Annotated in this window: 13 protein-coding genes and 1 riboswitch; of the genes, 9 read left to right on the top strand and 4 right to left on the bottom strand. The window is 72.4% G+C overall.

Going from position 1 to position 16,471, the window contains the following annotated elements; all coding sequences use genetic code 11:
- From AOK00_RS17360 to AOK00_RS17370, 3 genes are all read left to right on the top strand, one after another.
- The coding region (locus tag AOK00_RS17360) for a response regulator transcription factor (protein ID WP_173861580.1) at positions 1 to 166 on the top strand (166 nt) is incomplete at its 5' end.
- Between the two features lie 99 nt (positions 167 to 265).
- On the top strand, positions 266 to 751 hold the full coding sequence (locus AOK00_RS17365) for a DUF485 domain-containing protein (RefSeq protein WP_055601221.1): 486 nt from the start codon (positions 266 to 268) through the stop codon (positions 749 to 751).
- The gene (locus tag AOK00_RS17370) at positions 748 to 2,340 is read left to right on the top strand and encodes a solute symporter family protein (protein ID WP_055601222.1); all 1,593 of its coding nucleotides are present in this window, start codon (positions 748 to 750) and stop codon (positions 2,338 to 2,340) included. Before AOK00_RS17365 ends, AOK00_RS17370 begins: the two co-directional genes overlap by 4 nt.
- A gap of 67 nt (positions 2,341 to 2,407) precedes the next feature.
- On the opposite strand, the gene AOK00_RS17375 is transcribed toward AOK00_RS17370, so the two are convergent.
- A complete protein-coding gene (locus AOK00_RS17375; protein ID WP_055601223.1) occupies positions 2,408 to 3,106 on the bottom strand; it encodes a DUF7342 family protein in 699 nt (232 codons plus the stop codon).
- On the bottom strand, positions 3,103 to 4,830 hold the full coding sequence (locus AOK00_RS17380) for a sensor histidine kinase (RefSeq protein ID WP_055601224.1): 1,728 nt from the start codon (positions 4,828 to 4,830) through the stop codon (positions 3,103 to 3,105). Before AOK00_RS17380 ends, AOK00_RS17375 begins: the two co-directional genes overlap by 4 nt.
- Positions 4,831 to 4,950: 120 nt before the next feature.
- Here AOK00_RS17380 and AOK00_RS17385 point away from each other — a divergent pair, with 120 nt between their 5' ends.
- A complete protein-coding gene (locus AOK00_RS17385; protein ID WP_079042047.1) occupies positions 4,951 to 6,006 on the top strand; it encodes a CobW family GTP-binding protein in 1,056 nt (351 codons plus the stop codon).
- 18 nt (positions 6,007 to 6,024) lie between these two features.
- On the opposite strand, the gene AOK00_RS17390 is transcribed toward AOK00_RS17385, so the two are convergent.
- Complete coding sequence (locus AOK00_RS17390) at positions 6,025 to 8,484, bottom strand: DNA gyrase/topoisomerase IV subunit A (protein ID WP_055601226.1); 2,460 nt, start codon at positions 8,482 to 8,484, stop codon at positions 6,025 to 6,027.
- Between the two features lie 181 nt (positions 8,485 to 8,665).
- Here AOK00_RS17390 and AOK00_RS17395 point away from each other — a divergent pair, with 181 nt between their 5' ends.
- The 4 genes from AOK00_RS17395 to AOK00_RS17410 all read left to right on the top strand — a co-directional run bounded on the left by AOK00_RS17395 (position 8,666) and on the right by AOK00_RS17410 (position 13,478).
- On the top strand, positions 8,666 to 10,024 hold the full coding sequence (locus tag AOK00_RS17395; protein WP_063886618.1) for a M16 family metallopeptidase: 1,359 nt from the start codon (positions 8,666 to 8,668) through the stop codon (positions 10,022 to 10,024).
- Positions 10,025 to 10,050: 26 nt separating this feature from the next.
- Positions 10,051 to 11,418: a M16 family metallopeptidase gene (locus AOK00_RS17400; RefSeq protein ID WP_173861582.1), complete on the top strand. Its 1,368-nt coding sequence runs from the start codon at positions 10,051 to 10,053 to the stop codon at positions 11,416 to 11,418.
- Between the two features lie 199 nt (positions 11,419 to 11,617).
- Positions 11,618 to 11,783, top strand: a riboswitch (cyclic di-AMP (ydaO/yuaA leader).
- Positions 11,784 to 11,795: 12 nt separating this feature from the next.
- Positions 11,796 to 12,566, top strand: a complete 771-nt coding sequence (locus AOK00_RS17405) for a M23 family metallopeptidase (protein ID WP_055601229.1) — start codon at positions 11,796 to 11,798, stop codon at positions 12,564 to 12,566.
- 228 nt (positions 12,567 to 12,794) lie between these two features.
- Positions 12,795 to 13,478 (top strand): GntR family transcriptional regulator, encoded by a 684-nt coding sequence (locus tag AOK00_RS17410; RefSeq protein WP_055601230.1) that lies wholly within the window; start codon positions 12,795 to 12,797, stop codon positions 13,476 to 13,478.
- A gap of 168 nt (positions 13,479 to 13,646) precedes the next feature.
- Here AOK00_RS17410 and AOK00_RS17415 read toward each other — a convergent pair whose 3' ends face one another.
- Positions 13,647 to 13,928, bottom strand: coding sequence for an HPr family phosphocarrier protein (locus AOK00_RS17415; RefSeq protein WP_015036698.1), 282 nt, complete (start codon positions 13,926 to 13,928; stop codon positions 13,647 to 13,649).
- Positions 13,929 to 14,285: 357 nt separating this feature from the next.
- Here AOK00_RS17415 and AOK00_RS17420 point away from each other — a divergent pair.
- Positions 14,286 to 16,471 (top strand): GNAT family N-acetyltransferase (locus AOK00_RS17420; protein WP_254047393.1); only part of this gene is annotated, 2,186 nt, incomplete at its 3' end.

The raw sequence follows: 16,471 nt of genomic DNA on the forward strand, positions 1-16,471 counted from the left end.
GCTCTCCAACCAGGAGATCGCCGGGCGGCTGCGGATCTCCACGGCCACCGTGAAGACCCATATCAACAATCTCTTCGCCAAGACGGGGGTGCGCGACCGGGCGCAGGCCGTGCGGTACGCATATCAGCACGGTCTGGTCAGGCCACCTGGGCGGAGAGTCACCTGATGGGGTGAACAGCGGGAGGAGAAGAGTCCGGGATCTTCCCGCTCTGTCCATCCTTGGGCACGCGGCCGAAACGGTTCGCTTGACAAGGAGAGTTGGCCGGTGGAGCAGGTGGACAAGCAGGAGGGGCTCGACGCTTCGGCGGTGCCCTTCGACGACCCCTGGTACGACGCGACGGCCTCCGGCCGGGACGAGCGCGCCGGGGCCGGGGCTCCCGGTGACGGCCGCCCCGACGCCGTGCCGCGACAGCGGGTCCACAGCGCGGCGGAGATCTATCTGGAAGTGCAGCGGAGCCCTGCCTTCCAGGAGGTGCGCAGCCGCTACCGCCGGTTCGTGTTCCCGGCCGCCCTCGCGTTCCTCCTCTGGTACCTCGCCTATGTCGTGGCGGCGACCGCCGCTCCCGGCCTCATGGCGCGGCCGGTCGCCGGGGTGGTGAACGTGGCGATGGTCGCGGGGCTGGGGCAGTTCCTCACCACCTTCCTGCTGACCTGGGCGTACGCGCGCCACGCGCGGCTGCGACGGGACCGGGCCGCGCTCGATCTGCGCTGGGACACCCAGGAGATGACCCGGGGGGTGGCGCAGCCGTGACCGCGAACCACCAGACCCTGGCGCTCGTACTGTTCAGCGTCTTCATCGCCGTCACCCTGGGGATCACCACCTGGGTGAGCCGCAACCGGCGTGGTTCGGCCGAGGAGTTCTACGCCGGGGGCAGGCTCTTCTCGCCCCTGGAGAACGGATTCGCCATCGCCGGCGACTACATGTCCGCGGCGTCGTTCCTCGGCATCTCCGGGCTGATCGCCCTCTACGGCTACGACGGCATGCTGTACTCCGTCGGGTTCCTGGTCGCCTGGCTGGTCGTACTGCTGCTCGTGGCCGAACTGGTCCGCAACTGCGGGCGGTTCACCCTCGCCGACGTCGTCGCCGCGCGGATGGCCGAGCGCCCGGTGCGGATCGCCGCGGGCACGTCCTCGGTGGCCGTCTCCGTGCTGTACCTCGTGGCCCAGATGGTGGGAGCCGGAAGCCTGGTCGCGCTGCTGCTCGGCGGCACCAGCGAGGCGGCCCGCTCCTGGACCGTGATCGGCGTCGGCGCGCTGATGGTGATCTACGTGTCGTTCGGCGGGATGCGAGCGACCACCTGGATCCAGATCGTCAAGGCGGTCCTGCTCATGGCGGGCACCATCGCGCTCACCGTCATGGTCCTGCTGCGGTTCCACGGCGATGTGAACGGCCTGCTCTCCACGGCGGCCGAACGCAGTGGCCACGGCCTGGACTTCCTCGCCCCCGGGCTTCGCTACGGCGGCGACTGGACGTCCCGCCTCGACTTCATCAGCCTCGGTCTCGCCCTGGTCCTGGGAACGGCGGGACTGCCCCACATCCTGTCGCGCTTCTACACCGTGCCGACGGCCCGGGCCGCCCGCCGCTCGGTCGTCTGGGCCATCGGGCTCATCGGCAGCTTCTACCTGATGACCATCGTGCTGGGCTTCGGCGCGGCCGCCCTGATCGGCCCCGACGAGGTCCGCGCGTCCAACGCGTCGGGGAACACCGCCGTGCCGCTGCTCGCCCTCGACCTCGGCGGCGGCGCGGGCTCCACCGGCGGCACCGTGCTCTTCGCGATCGTCGCCGCCGTCGCCTTCGCGACCATCCTCGCCGTCGTCGCGGGGATCACCCTCGCCTCCTCGGCCTCCGTCGCCCACGACCTGTACGCCTCGCTGCGCCGTCGGCACGCGAAGCAGTACAGCGAGGTGACCGTGGCCCGGATCGCCGCCGCGGGGATCGGCGCGGCCGCGATCGGCCTGGGGCTGCTCGCCCGCGACCTCAACGTGGCCTTCCTCGTCGGACTGGCCTTCGCGGTCGCGGCCTCCGCCAATCTGCCGGTGCTGCTCTACTCGCTGTTCTGGCGGAGGTTCACCACTCGGGGCGCGGTCTGGTCGGTGTACGGCGGTCTGATCCCGGCCGTGCTGCTCGTCCTGGTCTCGCCGGTCGTCTCCGGCAGTCCCGAATCGCTGTTCCCCGGCGTCGACTTCCACCTCTTCCCGCTGCAGAACCCGGGAGCGGTCTCCATCCCGCTGGGTTTCCTCGCCGGGTGGATCGGGACCGTGACGTCGACCGAGCCGTCCGACGAGGCGCGGCACGCCGAGACCGAGGTCCGGTCGCTGACCGGCGCCGGTGCCGCCTGACGGACCTCAGGAACCAGGCCTCCACCGGCGGACTGGCATCGTCGGCCCACGGAAGGCGAGGGGGGCCTCAGCCGTGGGGCGGCGAGGGTTGCGAGGTCGCCCAGGCGTAGCGGTGTTCCGGGCGGCCCGTCTCGCCGTACCGGAGCGAGAGGCGGACCCTGCCGGTGCGTTCGAGGAGTTTGAGGTAGCGCTGGGCGGTCTGGCGGCTGACGCCGGCCCGCTCGGCGATCTCCTGGGCGGACAGTGCCCCACCGGCGGCGAGCAGCACCTGGCGGACCAGCTCGGCCGTCGTGGGGGAGTGCCCCTTCGGCAGGTCAGGGGCCACGGAGCCCGCCGAGAGGACTCCGAAGATCCTGTCCACCTCGGCCTGCTCCGCCTCGCCGCCGCTCTCCAGGGTGCGGCGCAGCGTCGCGTACGCCTCCAGCTTGGCGCGCAGCCCGGCGAAGTTGAACGGCTTGACCAGGTACTGGAGGGCGCCGTGCCGCATCGCCGCCTGCACGGTGGCCACGTCCCTGGCCGCCGTCACCATGATCACGTCGCACTGGTGGCCACGCGCGCGGAGCTCCCGTACGGCGGCCAGCCCGTTCTCGTCGGGCAGGTAGTGGTCCAGGAGGATCAGGTCCACCGGCTGCTCGTCCAGGGCGGCGAGCGCCTCGGCGGTCGAGTGGGCGGTGGCGGCGACGCGGAAGCCGGGCACCTTGGCGACGTAGGCGGCGTTGATCCGGGCGACCAGCACATCGTCGTCGACGACCAGGACGTCGATCATCGGGCCTCCTCGACGGGACCCGGAACCGGCCCCGGAACCGGCCCCCGGACAGCCGCGTCCGGTTCGGGATCCGGCCCCCGGACAGCCAGGTCCGGCTCCGGCTCGGTCAGGGCGTCCGGGAGGACGACCGTGAACTCCGCGCCCCCGTCGAGCCCGTCGGTCACCCGTGCGGTGCCGCCCCGCCGCTCGGCGAGCCGGCGTACCAGCGCGAGACCGAGGCCGCGCTTTCCGTGCGACGGCAGCGCCTTCGTCGACCAGCCCTCGGTGAAGATCAGCTCGCGGCGCTCCTCGGGGACCCCCGGGCCGCTGTCCGTGACCCGCAGCACGACCGTATGCCCCTCGGTGCGGAACGAGACGTCGATACGGGCGCCCGGGGTGCCCGCGACGGCGTCCAGCGCGTTGTCGACCAGGTTGCCGACGACGGTGACCAGCTCGCGCGGGTCGACGAGCCGGTCCGGCAGCAGCGAGTCGGGGGTGAGCCGCAGCGAGGCGCCCCGCTCGGCGGCGACGGTCGCCTTGCCGACCAGGAGCGCCGCGAGGAGCGGGTCGTGGACCTTCTCCGTGACCTGCTCGGCGGTCGCGCGGTGCACGCCGACCACCTCGGTGACGAACTCGACCGCCTCCTCGTGCATCTCCAGCTCCAGGAGTCCCAGGAGGGTGTGCATCCGGTTGGCGTGCTCGTGGTCCTGGGCGCGCAGCGCGTCGATCAGGCCCCGGGTGGAGTCCAGCTCGCGCCCGAGCCGCTCCAGCTCGGTGCGGTCGCGGAGGGTCGCCACGGCGCCGCCGTCGTCCGTCGGCATCCGGTTGGCGATGAGCACCCGGTGACCGCGGACGGTGAGGAGGTCCTCGCCCGTCACCCGGCCTGCCAGGACGTCGGCGGTACGGCCACGGCCGAGGACCTCGTCGAGCGGCCGGCCCGCCGCCTCAGGGCCGAGGCCGAGGAGCCGCTGAGCCTCGTCGTTCATCAGCCGGACGGAGCCGTTGCGGTCCAGGGCCACGACCCCCTCGCGGATGCCGTGCAGCATGGCCTCGCGTTCGGCGAGCAGCGCCGAGATGTCGGAGAACGCCAGGTCGTGGGTCTGCCGCTGGAGACGCCGGGAGATCAGGTACGCGGCCAGCGCGCCGGCCGCGAGCGCCCCGCCCGCGTAGGCGAGGAGGCCCGGGATCGCGGCGAGGAGCCGGTCGCGGACGCTGTCGTACTCGATGCCGACGGAGACCGCGCCGACGATCCGCCCGTCCGCGTCCCGCAGCGGCGTCTTGCCGCGCGCCGAGCGGCCCAGGGTGCCGCTGTCGATCTCCATCACCTCGTGCCCGGCGAGGACGTCGGACGGATCGGTGGACACGCGCCTGCCGATCGCGGCGGGATCGGTGTGCGACCAGCGCACCCCGCGCGTGTCCATGACGACGACGTACTCGGCGCCCGTGGAGGTCCGGATCCGCTCGGCCTCCGTCTGCACCGGCCCCCGTGCCGACGGCCGTGTGCCGGTGAGGTCGGCGGCCAGCCGGGGTGACGCCGTGGTCCCCGCGATGGCCAGGGCGCGCCGCATCGCCTGGTCGTCCAGCTGGGCGCTGAGCGGGGCCAGGAAGAGCCCGGTGGCGAGGACGGTGACACCGGTCGCGATGGCCAGCTGCATCAGCAGGACCTGCGAGAACACCCGCTGCGGCCAGCCGAACCGCCGACGGCGCGCACGCGGGCGCGGGGGGCTGGTCTGTGCGGGGCTCATGCCGGAAACGGTAAGCGGCCACACCCCGGGACCGGAAACGGCGTCGGCGCGGGTGTCCGTGCGGAAACCTATTCTGGGATCCCACAGCCGTGGGACCCGAAGGAACCGGAGGTACGTCCCTTGACCACGCAGCAGATCCCCGTCGTCGTCCTGGCCGGGTTTCTCGGCGCAGGGAAGACCACGCTCCTCAACCATCTGCTGCGCAGTTCCCGGGGGACCCGTATCGGCGTCATGGTCAACGACTTCGGCGACATCGGCATCGACGCGATGAGGATCGCCGGGCAGGTCGGCTCCACCGTCTCCCTCGGCAACGGCTGTCTGTGCTGCGCCGTCGACGCGAGCGAGCTCGACGAGTACCTGGAGGTCCTCACCCGCCCCGAGTCGCGGCTCGACGTGATCGTGATCGAGGCGAGCGGCCTCGCCGAGCCGCAGGAACTGGTCCGGATGGTCCTCGCCAGCGAGAACGACCGGATCGTGTACGGCGGGCTCGTCCAGGTCGTCGACGCGGCCGAGTTCTCCGCGACCAGGGAGCGGCACCCCGAGACCGACCGGCACCTGCCGATCGCCGACCTCGTGGTCGTGAACAAGACCGACCGGGTCTCCGGGGCCGAGCTGCTCGCCGTCCACGAGGCGGTGGCGGGTCTTGCCGGGAAGGCCGTGGTCGTCGACGCCACGCACGGGCGGATCGACCCGGAGCTGCTCTTCGACCGGGTGGTCCCCGAGGGGGAGATCGAGGGCCAGATGTCGATCGAGGACATCCTGTACGAAGACGGGGACGGGGACCCGCGGGCCCACACCCACACGTCGTACGAGACCGTCTCCCTGACCGCCGCGACCCCGCTCCACCCGCGTCGGCTGATGGCCTTCCTCGACGCGCGGCCCGAGGGCCTCTACCGGATCAAGGGCTTCGTCGACTTCGGCGCCGCCGACCCGGACAACCGCTACGCGGTGCACGCGGTCGGCCGCTTCCTGCGCTTCTACCCCGAGCGGTGGCCCGGGGGCGAGGAGCGGCTCACCCAGCTCGTCCTGATCGGCTCCGGCGTCGACGCGGCCGGCCTGCGCAAGGAGCTCGCGGAGTGCGAGCAGAACGGACCGCAGGACGCCCCCGACGAACACAGCATGTGGGGCGTCCTGCGGTACGTACAGCAGACGGAGGAGGAGCCGGAGGCGCCGTAGGACGCCTCCGGGCTCCGGCTAGACGGCCGGGCTCGCCACCACGTCCACCGGGTGGGCGAGCGGAGTGCCCGAGCCGTCGCGGCGGGGGTCGACGTCCGGGAGTTCCACCGGCGTGCCGGTCTTCTGGGCGGCGTGGGCCGGGGTGGTGCCCGCCCAGGCCAGGATCAGGACGTCCTCGCCCTTCAGGAAGCGCTGGCAGCGGACGCCGCCGGTCGCGCGGCCCTTGCGCGGGTACTGGTCGAAGGGCGTCAGCTTCGCCGACGTGCCCGCCGACGAGTCGAGCGTGCCCGTGGAGCCCGCGACGGTGAAGACGACGGCGTCCGCCGCAGGGTCGACCGCCGTGAACGAGATCACGTCGGCGCCGTCCGCCAGCTTGACGCCCGCCATACCGCCGGCGGGCCGGCCCTGGGGCCGTACCTGCGCGGCCGGGTAGCGCAGGAGCTGGGCGTCCGAGGTGATGAAGACCAGGTCCTCCTCGCCCGTCCGCAGCTCGGTCGCGCCGACGATCCGGTCGCCCTCCTTGAGGGTGATGACCTCCAGCTCGTCCTTGTTCGCCGGATAGTCCGGGACCACGCGCTTCACCACGCCCTGGAGCGTGCCGAGGGCGAGCCCCGGGGACGCCTCGTCCAGCGTGGTCAGGCAGACCACGGTCTCGTCCGCCTCCAGGGACAGGAACTCGGACAGCGGCGCGCCGCCCGCCAGGTTCGGCGCGGACGCGGTGTCCGGGAGCTGCGGCAGGTCGATCACCGCGATCCGGAGCAGCCGGCCGGCCGAGGTGACGGCGCCGATGTCACCGCGCTGGGTGGCGGCCACCGACGACAGGATCACGTCGTGCTTGACGCGGGTGGCGTCCGGGTCGACCGGGGGCAGCTCCGCCGTCGCCGTACGGGCGAGCAGCCCGGTCGAGGAGAGCAGCACGCGGCACGGGTCGTCCGCGACCTCCAGGGAGACGGCCGCGACGGGCGCGCCCGCCGACTCGAGCAGGACCGTACGCCGGTCGGTGGCGAACTTCTTCGCGACCGCGGCCAGCTCCCCCGAGACCAGCTTGCGCAGCTCCGCGTCGGAGTCGAGGATCCCGGTCAGCTCGTCGATCTCGCCGTTGAGCCGGTCCTGCTCGGTCTCCAGCTCGATCCGGTCGAACTTGGTGAGGCGGCGCAGCGGTGTGTCCAGGATGTACTGCGTCTGGATCTCGCTGAGCGAGAAGCGCTGGATCAGGCGCTCCTTGGCCTGTGCCGAGTTCTCGCTCTCCCGGATCAGCCGGATGACCTCGTCGATGTCGAGCAGGGCGACGAGCAGGCCCTCCACCAGGTGGAGCCGGTCGCGCTTCTTGGTGCGGCGGAACTCGGAGCGGCGCCGGACGACCTCGAAGCGGTGGTCGAGATAGACCTCCAGGAGCTCCTTGAGGCCGAGCGTCAGCGGCTGGCCGTCCACCAGCGCCACGTTGTTGATGCCGAAGGACTCCTCCATCGGCGTCAGCTTGTAGAGCTGCTCCAGGACGGCCTCGGGCACGAAGCCGTTCTTGATCTCGATGACCAGGCGCAGGCCGTGGTTGCGGTCGGTCAGGTCCTTGACGTCCGCGATGCCCTGGAGCTTCTTGGAACCGACCAGGTCCTTGATCTTGGAGATGACCTTCTCGGGGCCGACCGTGAACGGCAGCTCGGTCACGACGATGCCCTTGCGGCGCGCCGTCACCGTCTCCACGCTCGTCGTGGCGCGGATCTTGAACGAGCCGCGCCCCGACTCGTAGGCGTCCTTGATGCCGGAGAGGCCGACGATCCGGCCGCCGGTCGGCAGGTCGGGGCCGGGCACGAAACGCATCAGCGTCTCGAGGTCCGCGCCCGGGTGCCGGATCAGGTGGCGGGCGGCCGCGACGACCTCGCCGAGGTTGTGCGGGGGCATGTTGGTCGCCATGCCTACGGCGATGCCCGACGCGCCGTTGACCAGCAGGTTCGGGTAGGCGGCGGGCAGCGCCACCGGCTCCTGCTCCTGGCCGTCGTAGTTCGGCGAGAAGTCGACCGTGTCCTCGTCGATGGACTCGGTCATGAGCAGGGCGGCCGGGGCCATCCGGGACTCGGTGTACCGCATGGCGGCCGGCGGGTCGTCGTTGCCCAGGGAACCGAAGTTGCCGTGGCCGTCGACCAGCGGGAGACGCATGGAGAAGGGCTGCGCCATGCGGACCATGGCGTCGTAGATCGAGGCGTCGCCGTGCGGGTGGAGCTTGCCCATCACCTCGCCGACGACACGGGCGCACTTCACGAAGCCCCGGTCGGGCCGGAGCCCCATCTCGTTCATCTGGAAGACGATGCGTCGCTGGACGGGCTTCATGCCGTCACGGGCGTCCGGGAGGGCACGCGAATAGATCACCGAGTACGCGTACTCGAGGAAGGAGCCCTGCATCTCGTCGACAACGTCGATGTCGAGGATTCGCTCCTCGAACGCGTCGTCCGGCGGCGGTGTCTTCGTGCTGCGGCGGGCCATCGCGGCTGCGGCTCCTTCACCAACAAGGTTGATCTGACGCGGACCATTGTGGACCGTGCCACCGACAGCGCCGACCGCGACCCGGAAGAGGGACATCTCCGGGGGGCGGGAACTTCGCCAGGTGTCGGCGCGCTTGCATACAGTGGCAGGACTTTTTCACATCGCGATCGAAGGGACGTACATGCCCATGGGTCACACGGCCACGGCCGAGGCCGGCTCCGGCGGCCTGACAGCGACCGAGCACCGGTTGGCGAACGGCCTGCGTGTGGTGCTCTCGGAGGACCACCTGACCCCGGTCGCCGCGGTCTGCCTCTGGTACGACGTCGGCTCGCGGCACGAGGTCCCGGGCCGCACGGGCCTCGCCCACCTCTTCGAGCACCTGATGTTCCAGGGCTCGAAGCAGGTCCACGGGAACGGGCACTTCGAGCTCGTGCAGGGCGCCGGCGGCTCGCTCAACGGCACGACGAGCTTCGAGCGCACCAACTACTTCGAGACCATGCCCACGCACCAGCTGGAGCTCGCGCTCTGGCTGGAGGCCGACCGCATGGGCTCGCTGCTCGCCGCCCTGGACGACGAGTCCATGGAGAACCAGCGGGACGTCGTCAAGAACGAGCGCCGCCAGCGCTACGACAACGTGCCGTACGGCACGGCCTTCGAGAAGCTGACCGCCCTGGCCTACCCGGAGGGGCACCCGTACCACCACACGCCGATCGGGTCGATGGCCGACCTGGACGCGGCCACCCTGGAGGACGCGCGGAACTTCTTCCGCACGTACTACGCCCCGAACAACGCCGTGCTGTCGGTCGTCGGCGACATCGACCCGGAGCAGACCCTCGCCTGGGTCGAGAAGTACTTCGGCTCCATCCCCGGCCACGACGGCAAGCCCGCACCGCGCCCCGGCGACCTGCCCGAGGTCATCGGCGAGCAGCTGCGCGAGGTCGTCGAGGAGGAGGTCCCGGCCCGCGCGCTGATGGCCGCCTACCGGCTGCCGCACGACGGCACGCGCGCGTGCGACGCCGCCGACCTGGCCCTGACGGTCCTCGGCGGCGGTGAGTCCTCCCGGCTGCACAACCGGCTGGTCCGCCGTGACCGTACGGCCGTGGCCGCCGGCTTCGGCATGCTGCGGCTCGCCGGCGCGCCCTCGCTCGGCTGGCTGGACGTCAAGACCTCCGGCGGGGTCGAGGTCCCGCAGATCGAGGCGGCCGTCGACGAGGAGCTCGCCCGGTTCGCCGCCGAGGGCCCCACGCCCGAGGAGATGGAGCGCGCGCAGGCCCAGTTGGAGCGCGAGTGGCTCGACCGGCTCGGCACCGTCGCGGGCCGCGCCGACGAACTGTGCCGTTACGCCGTGCTGTTCGGCGACCCGCAGCTCGCGCTGACGGCCGTCGACCGCGTCCTGGCGATCACCGCCGACGAGGTGCAGGCCGTGGCCGCGGCCACCCTGCGCCCCGACAACCGCGCGGTGCTGGTCTACGAGCCCCTGGCGACCGAGCAGGGCGACAACGCCGACGGCGACGACGAGGAAGAGGGAGCGGACCAGTGACCGACGCCGCCGCGTCTTTGACGAGCATGGACTTCCACCCGCAGCCGACGCCCGGCGTCGCCCGGCCCTGGGCCTTCCCGGCCCCGGACCGCGGCGCCCTGGACAACGGCCTGACGGTGCTCACCAGCCACCGCCCCGGCCAGCAGGTCGTGGCCGTGGAGATCTTCCTGCCGGCCCCGCTGGACGCCGAGCCCGCCGGTCTCGACGGTGTCGCCACCATCATGGCCCGCGCACTCTTCGAGGGCACGGACCAGCAGAGCGCCGAGGAGTTCGCGGCCGAGCTGGAGCGCTGCGGCGCCACGCTCGACGCGCACGCCGACCACCCGGGCGTACGGGTCTCCCTCGAGGTTCCCGTCTCCCGGCTGCCCAAGGCGCTCGGTCTGGTCTCCGAGGCCCTGATCGCGCCGGCCTTCCTCGAGACCGAGGTCGAGCGCCTGGTGCGCAACCGCCTCGACGAGATCCCGCACGAGACGGCCAACCCGTCCCGCCGCGCCGCCAAGCAGCTCTCCAAGGAGCTCTTCCCTGCCGAGGCCCGGATGTCCCGGCCGCGCCAGGGCACCGAGGAGACCGTCGAGGCGATCGACGCCGCCGCGGTGCGCGCCTTCTACGACGCGCACGTCCGGCCCGCCACGGCCACCGCCGTGGTCGTCGGCGACCTCACCGGTGTCGACCTGGACAAGGTCCTCGCCGAGACCCTGGGCGCCTGGACCGGCGAGGCGGCCGAGCCGCTCCCGATGCCGCCGATCACCGCCGACGACACCGGACGGGTCGTCATCGTGGACCGTCCCGGCGCCGTCCAGACCCAGTTGCTGATCGGCCGGGTCGGACCCGACCGCCACGACAGCGTCTGGCCGGCCCAGGTCCTGGGCACGTACTGCCTCGGTGGCACCCTCACCTCGCGGCTCGACCGGGTCCTGCGCGAGGAGAAGGGCTACACGTACGGCGTGCGCGCCTTCGGGCAGGTGCTCCGCTCGGACGGCCGGGGGAACGGCGCCTCGATGCTCGCCATCAGCGGTTCCATCGACACGCCCAACACCGGCCCGGCTCTTGACGACCTGTGGAAGGTGCTGCGGACGCTGGCCGCGGAGGGTCTCACCGACGCCGAGCGGGAGACGGCCGTGCAGAACCTGGTGGGCGTCGCGCCGCTCAAGTACGAGACCGCCGCCTCCGTCGCCGGGACGCTCGCCGACCAGGTCGAGCAGCACCTCCCGGACGACTACCAGGCCCAGTTGTACGCCCGGCTGGCCGAGACCGGCACGGTCGAGGCGACCGCGGCCGTGGTCAGCGCCTTCCCCGTGGACCGGCTCGTCACCGTGCTCGTCGGCGACGCGGCGCAGATCGCGGAGCCGGTGCGCGCGCTGGGGATCGGTGAAGTGACCGTCGTGACCGGCTGATTCACGTCGCGACACGGCAAAAGAGGGCCCCGACGGCATAGTTCGTCGGGGTCCTCCCCTTTGTCCGTATTGGGGTCAAGGGTGGTCGTATGCCCTGTGGCATGTCTTACAAAACGCGAGTCCGGTTGGTGATTGAAAGACGATCCGCATAGCGTCGGTGCGTCTGTTCGCCAGTTGCACCTGCCGCACCCGCGGCATCGGACAGACATCGCCGAGTCCCCGTCAGGCGCGAGCCTGGGGAGCCGGGGACCCACACGTAGTCCCTGGGGTGAATCGGGCGCCTTCGTCTCGTACGGAGGGGCTCGTAGGAGACCTTCCTGCTCCGAACCCGTCAGCTAACCCGGTAGGCGAGAGGGAAGGAAAGGACCAGCCCCTACATGGCGTTCACCCGTGCCACCGGGAAGCATCGCGCTCCGAGCCGGATGGCGCGCCGCGGCGCCGGCATCGCCGGTGCGGCGACGCTCGCCACCACCGGCGTCATCGGAACCCTCGCTTCCCCGGCGCTCGCCGCCGACACGGACAACCGCTCGCTCGAGGACACCGGTCTCACCAAGGTGATCACCGAGGACTCCCTCGCCGAGCGGATCGACGCCCAGGCCGCCGCCCAGGAGCAGGAGGCCTTCGAGGTCGCCGCCAAGGCGAAGGCCAAGGCCGAGGCGAAGCGCAAGGCCGAGGCCCGCGCCAAGGAGATCCGCGAGGCCGAGCAGCGTGCGGCCCGCGAGGCCGAGCGCCGCCGCCTGGCCTCCTTCCAGCTGCCCGTCGAGGGCACGTACGTGTCCACCGGCTACAAGACCGGCGGCTCGCTCTGGTCCTCCGGCAGCCACTCCGGCATCGACTTCCACGCCGCCTACGGCAGCAGCGTCGTCTCCGTCGGCTCGGGCACCGTCGTCGAGGCCGGCTGGGGCGGCGCGTACGGCAACAACATCGTCATCCGGATGAACGACGGCACGTACACCCAGTACGGTCACCTCTCCTCCATCGGGGTCTACGTCGGCCAGAGCGTCGAGCCGGGTGAGCGGATAGGCATCTCGGGCTCGACCGGGAACTCGACCGGCCCGCACCTCCACTTCGAGGCGCGGACGACGTCCGAGTACGGCTCCGACATCAACCCGGTCGCGTACCTGCGCGCCCGTGGCGTCAACGTCTGATCCAGGACGCCCCGCGCGCGGGGCGGGCGGCTCAGCCGTCCCCCGGATCGCAATGGTCCCGCACCGCAAAAGCCCCGGCTCGTACAGAGCCGGGGCTTTTCGTCGCTCGCGCGACATCGATATTCCGCCGGGGCATCGGAAATTACGGCGCGCTGCAATAGAGTCGCAGATCGGGCGCAGAACAGGCGCCTCGGAATTGACTCGCGCGGACCAAGGCGGAGGTCGGACATGCGCATTCCCGCGCACTCGGTATGCACGGCGATCCGGGACGACATCGTCTCCGGCGTCTTCGAGCGGGGCAGTCGGCTGACCGAGGACCAGCTGGCCCGCCGGTACGGGGTCTCCCGCGTCCCGGTCCGCGAGGCCCTGCGCACCCTGGAGTCCGAGGGCTTCGTCGTCTCCCGCCGCCACGCCGGGGCTCATGTCGCCGAGCCCACCGAGCAGGAGGCCGCCGATCTGCTGGACATGCGGGCGCTGCTCGAACCGCTGGGGGCGGCCCGCGCCGCCCAGCGGCGGACGGAGGCCCACCTCAAGGTGCTGCGTGGCCTGGTGAGGCTGGGGCAGGAGCGGGCCAGGCGCGGGCAGGGCGAGGATCTGCGTTCCCTCGGAGGCTGGTTCCACGAGACGCTCGCGCAGGCCTCCGGCAGCCCGGCCCTGACGGCGCTGCTGACCCAGCTGCGGCACAAGATCGCCTGGATGTACGCGGTCGAGCAGCCCGAGCGGCCGGTGGACGCCTGGGCGGAGCACGGCGCGATCGTGGACGCCGTGGCGCGCGGCGACGCCGAGCGGGCTCGGACGCTGACCGCGCTGCACGCGGAGCGCTCGCAGTCGCTGCACCGCCTCAAGAGGCCCGACCACGGCCGTGTGAGGGTTTCGCAACATGCAGTCAACACGGCGAGTTCCCGGAATTAACGCGCGCATCGTATACATGGAATAGGAATTGGGCGCCGTTGCTTAGCGCCGTCCGTAAACCGCTGCTCCGTGCTGCCCTGAAAGAGGGGCAGTGGAAAAGCGAAAGGCCGTGACCGCCGGAATTCCGGCGGTCACGGCCTTTCGTCGTGCAGAGGGGGTCGACCCGGGTCAGACGGTCTCGGGAAGCTCGTCCAGCCCCTCGGCGACCAGCTTCGCCAGACGGTCCAGAGCGGCCTCGGCGCCGTCGGCCTCCGAGGCGAGGACGATCTCCTCGCCGCCCTGCGCGCCCAGGCCGAGCACCGCGAGCATGGAGGCGGCGTTCACCGGGGTGCCGTCGGACTTGGCGATCGTCACCGGAACGCCGGAAGCCGTGGCGGCACGGACGAAGATGGACGCGGGGCGGGCGTGCAGGCCCTCGGCCCAGCCGACGTTGACGCGGCGCTCAGCCATGGTGTTGCCCTTCAAGTCTCAAGCGGGTTGTCTAGACCAGTCTCTCACGGGATGCTGCGTGCTCGCGCCGACCTTCGGCCCGGATCGGACCGCCGTCCGGCCCTCCCTCGCCGTGCGCGGCGTGCTCCTACCTTGCACGGCCGACCTCCGCCGCGCGAGCGGTGCCACCGCCGTGTCGCGACCCGTGCCACCGCCGTGCCGCGCCCCGTGCCACCGCTGTGCCGCGCCCCGTGCCACCGCTGTGCCGCGCCCCGTGCCACCGCTGTGCCGCGCCCCGTGCCACCGCTGTGCCTCGGTCGGTGCCTCCGCCGTGTCGCGACCCGTGCCACCGCCGTGCCTCGGCCGTAGGCTGACCCCATGCAGAGCGCGTCGGACCAGCTGCCGGAGCACGACTACCCCGACCACTGGGAAGCGGATGTGGTGCTCCGCGACGGCGGCACCGCGCGCATCCGGCCCATCACGGCCGACGACGCCGACCGCCTCGTCAGCTTCTACGAGCAGGTCTCGGACGAGTCCAAGTACTACCGCTTCTTCGCCCCCTACCCGCGGCTGTCCGCCAAGGACGTGCACCGATTCACCCACCACGACTTCGTGGACCGGGTCGGCCTCGCGGCGACCGTGGGCGGCGAGTTCATCGCCACCGTGCGCTACGACCGCATCGACGACCGGGGCATGCCCGCCTCCGCACCGGCCGACGAGGCCGAGGTCGCCTTCCTCGTCCAGGACGCCCACCAGGGACGCGGCGTCGCCTCCGCCCTGCTCGAACACATCGCGGCCGTCGCGCGCGAGCGGGACATCCGGCGCTTCGCCGCCGAGGTGCTCCCCGCCAACACCAAGATGATCAAGGTGTTCACGGACGCGGGCTACACCCAGAAGCGCAGCTTCGAGGACGGGTCCGTACGGCTCCATCTCGACCTCGAACCCACCGACCGTTCCCTCGCCGTCCAGCGCGCACGGGAGCAGCGGGCCGAGGCCCGCTCCGTGCAACGCCTCCTCACCCCCCGGTCCGTCGCCGTCGTCGGCGCCGGGCGCACACCGGGCGGCGTCGGCCGGACCGTCCTGCGCAACCTCCTCGGGGCCGGGTTCACCGGACGCGTGTACGCGGTCAACGCCGCGCTCGCCGGGAACGACGGGCCCGTCGAGTTCGACGGCGTCCCCGCCCACCCCTCCGTCGCGGCCATCGGCGAGCCCGTCGACCTCGCGATCGTCGCCGTCCCCGCCGAACGGGTGCCGGAAGTCGTCGCCGACTGCGGCGAGCACGGCGTCCAGGGCCTGGTCGTCCTCTCCGCCGGATACGCCGAGAGCGGGGCCGACGGCCGCGAGCGGCAGCGTCAGCTGGTCCGGCAGGCCCGCTCGTACGGCATGCGGATCATCGGGCCCAACGCCTTCGGGATCATCAACACCGCCGCCGACGCACGGCTCAACGCCTCCCTCGCCCCGCAGATGCCGGCCCCCGGTCGGATCGGGCTCTTCACCCAGTCCGGCGCGATCGGCATCGCCCTCCTCGCGGGCCTTCACCGCCGGGGCGCCGGGCTCTCCTCCTTCATCTCGGCCGGCAACCGAGCCGACGTCTCCGGCAACGACTTCCTCCAGCACTGGTACGACGATCCCGGCACCGACGTCGTCCTGCTCTACCTGGAGTCGATCGGCAACCCCCGGAAGTTCACCCGGCTCGCGCGCCGCACCGCCGCCGTCAAGCCGGTCGTCGTCGTCAAGGGCGCCCGGCACAGCGGCAGCGCGCCCCCCGGACACCGTGTGCCCGTCACCCGCGTCCCGCACGCCACGGTCTCCGCGCTGCTCCGCCAGGCCGGCGTCATCCGCGTCGACACCGTCACCGAGCTGGTGGACGCCGGACTGCTGCTCGCCGCCCAGCCGCTGCCCGCCGGGCCGCGGGTCGCGATCCTCGGCAACTCCGAGTCCCTCGGCCTCCTCACGTACGACGCCTGCCTGACGGAGGGGCTGCGCCCGCTGCGGCCGATCGACCTCACCACTGCGGCGGAACCGGCGGACTTCCGGGACGCCCTCGTGGCGGCGCTCGCGGACGAGACCTCCGACGCGGTCGTCGTGAACGCGATCCCGTGGGTCGGCGAGAACGGTGCCACCGAGTTCGGCGACGGCGAGGTCCTCGCGGCCTCCCTCCGCGAGGCGGTCGCCTCCGCCCAGGCCCCCACGAAACCGGTCGTCGTCGTCCACGTCGAGATGGGCGGCCTCGCGGAGGCCCTCGCGGTCGCCACGAGCACGCGCCCGGCGGCACCCGGACGGGGCGTCGCCACCGGCTCGGGCCCCCGGCCGGCCGGACTCCCTGCCGCAGCGGGGGCCGGGACCGCCGGGTCCGGGATCGTCGCCGGGGCCGAGCCCACCGTCCCCGGGACCGACGGGGGCGGACTCACCGGCCTCCGGCCCGGGACCCGCGCAGCCGACCCCGGACCGTCCGGCCAGGGAACGGGCGGTGGTGCCGTGTCGGCCCCGGGCGCCCCGGGAACGGGAACGGGCGGCGGTGCCGTGTCGGCCCCGGGCGCCCCGGGAACGGGAACGGGCGGCGG

This window comes from Streptomyces aureus, assembly GCF_001418135.1.
GTDB classification, from domain to species: Bacteria; Actinomycetota; Actinomycetes; order Streptomycetales; family Streptomycetaceae; genus Streptomyces; species Streptomyces aureus_A.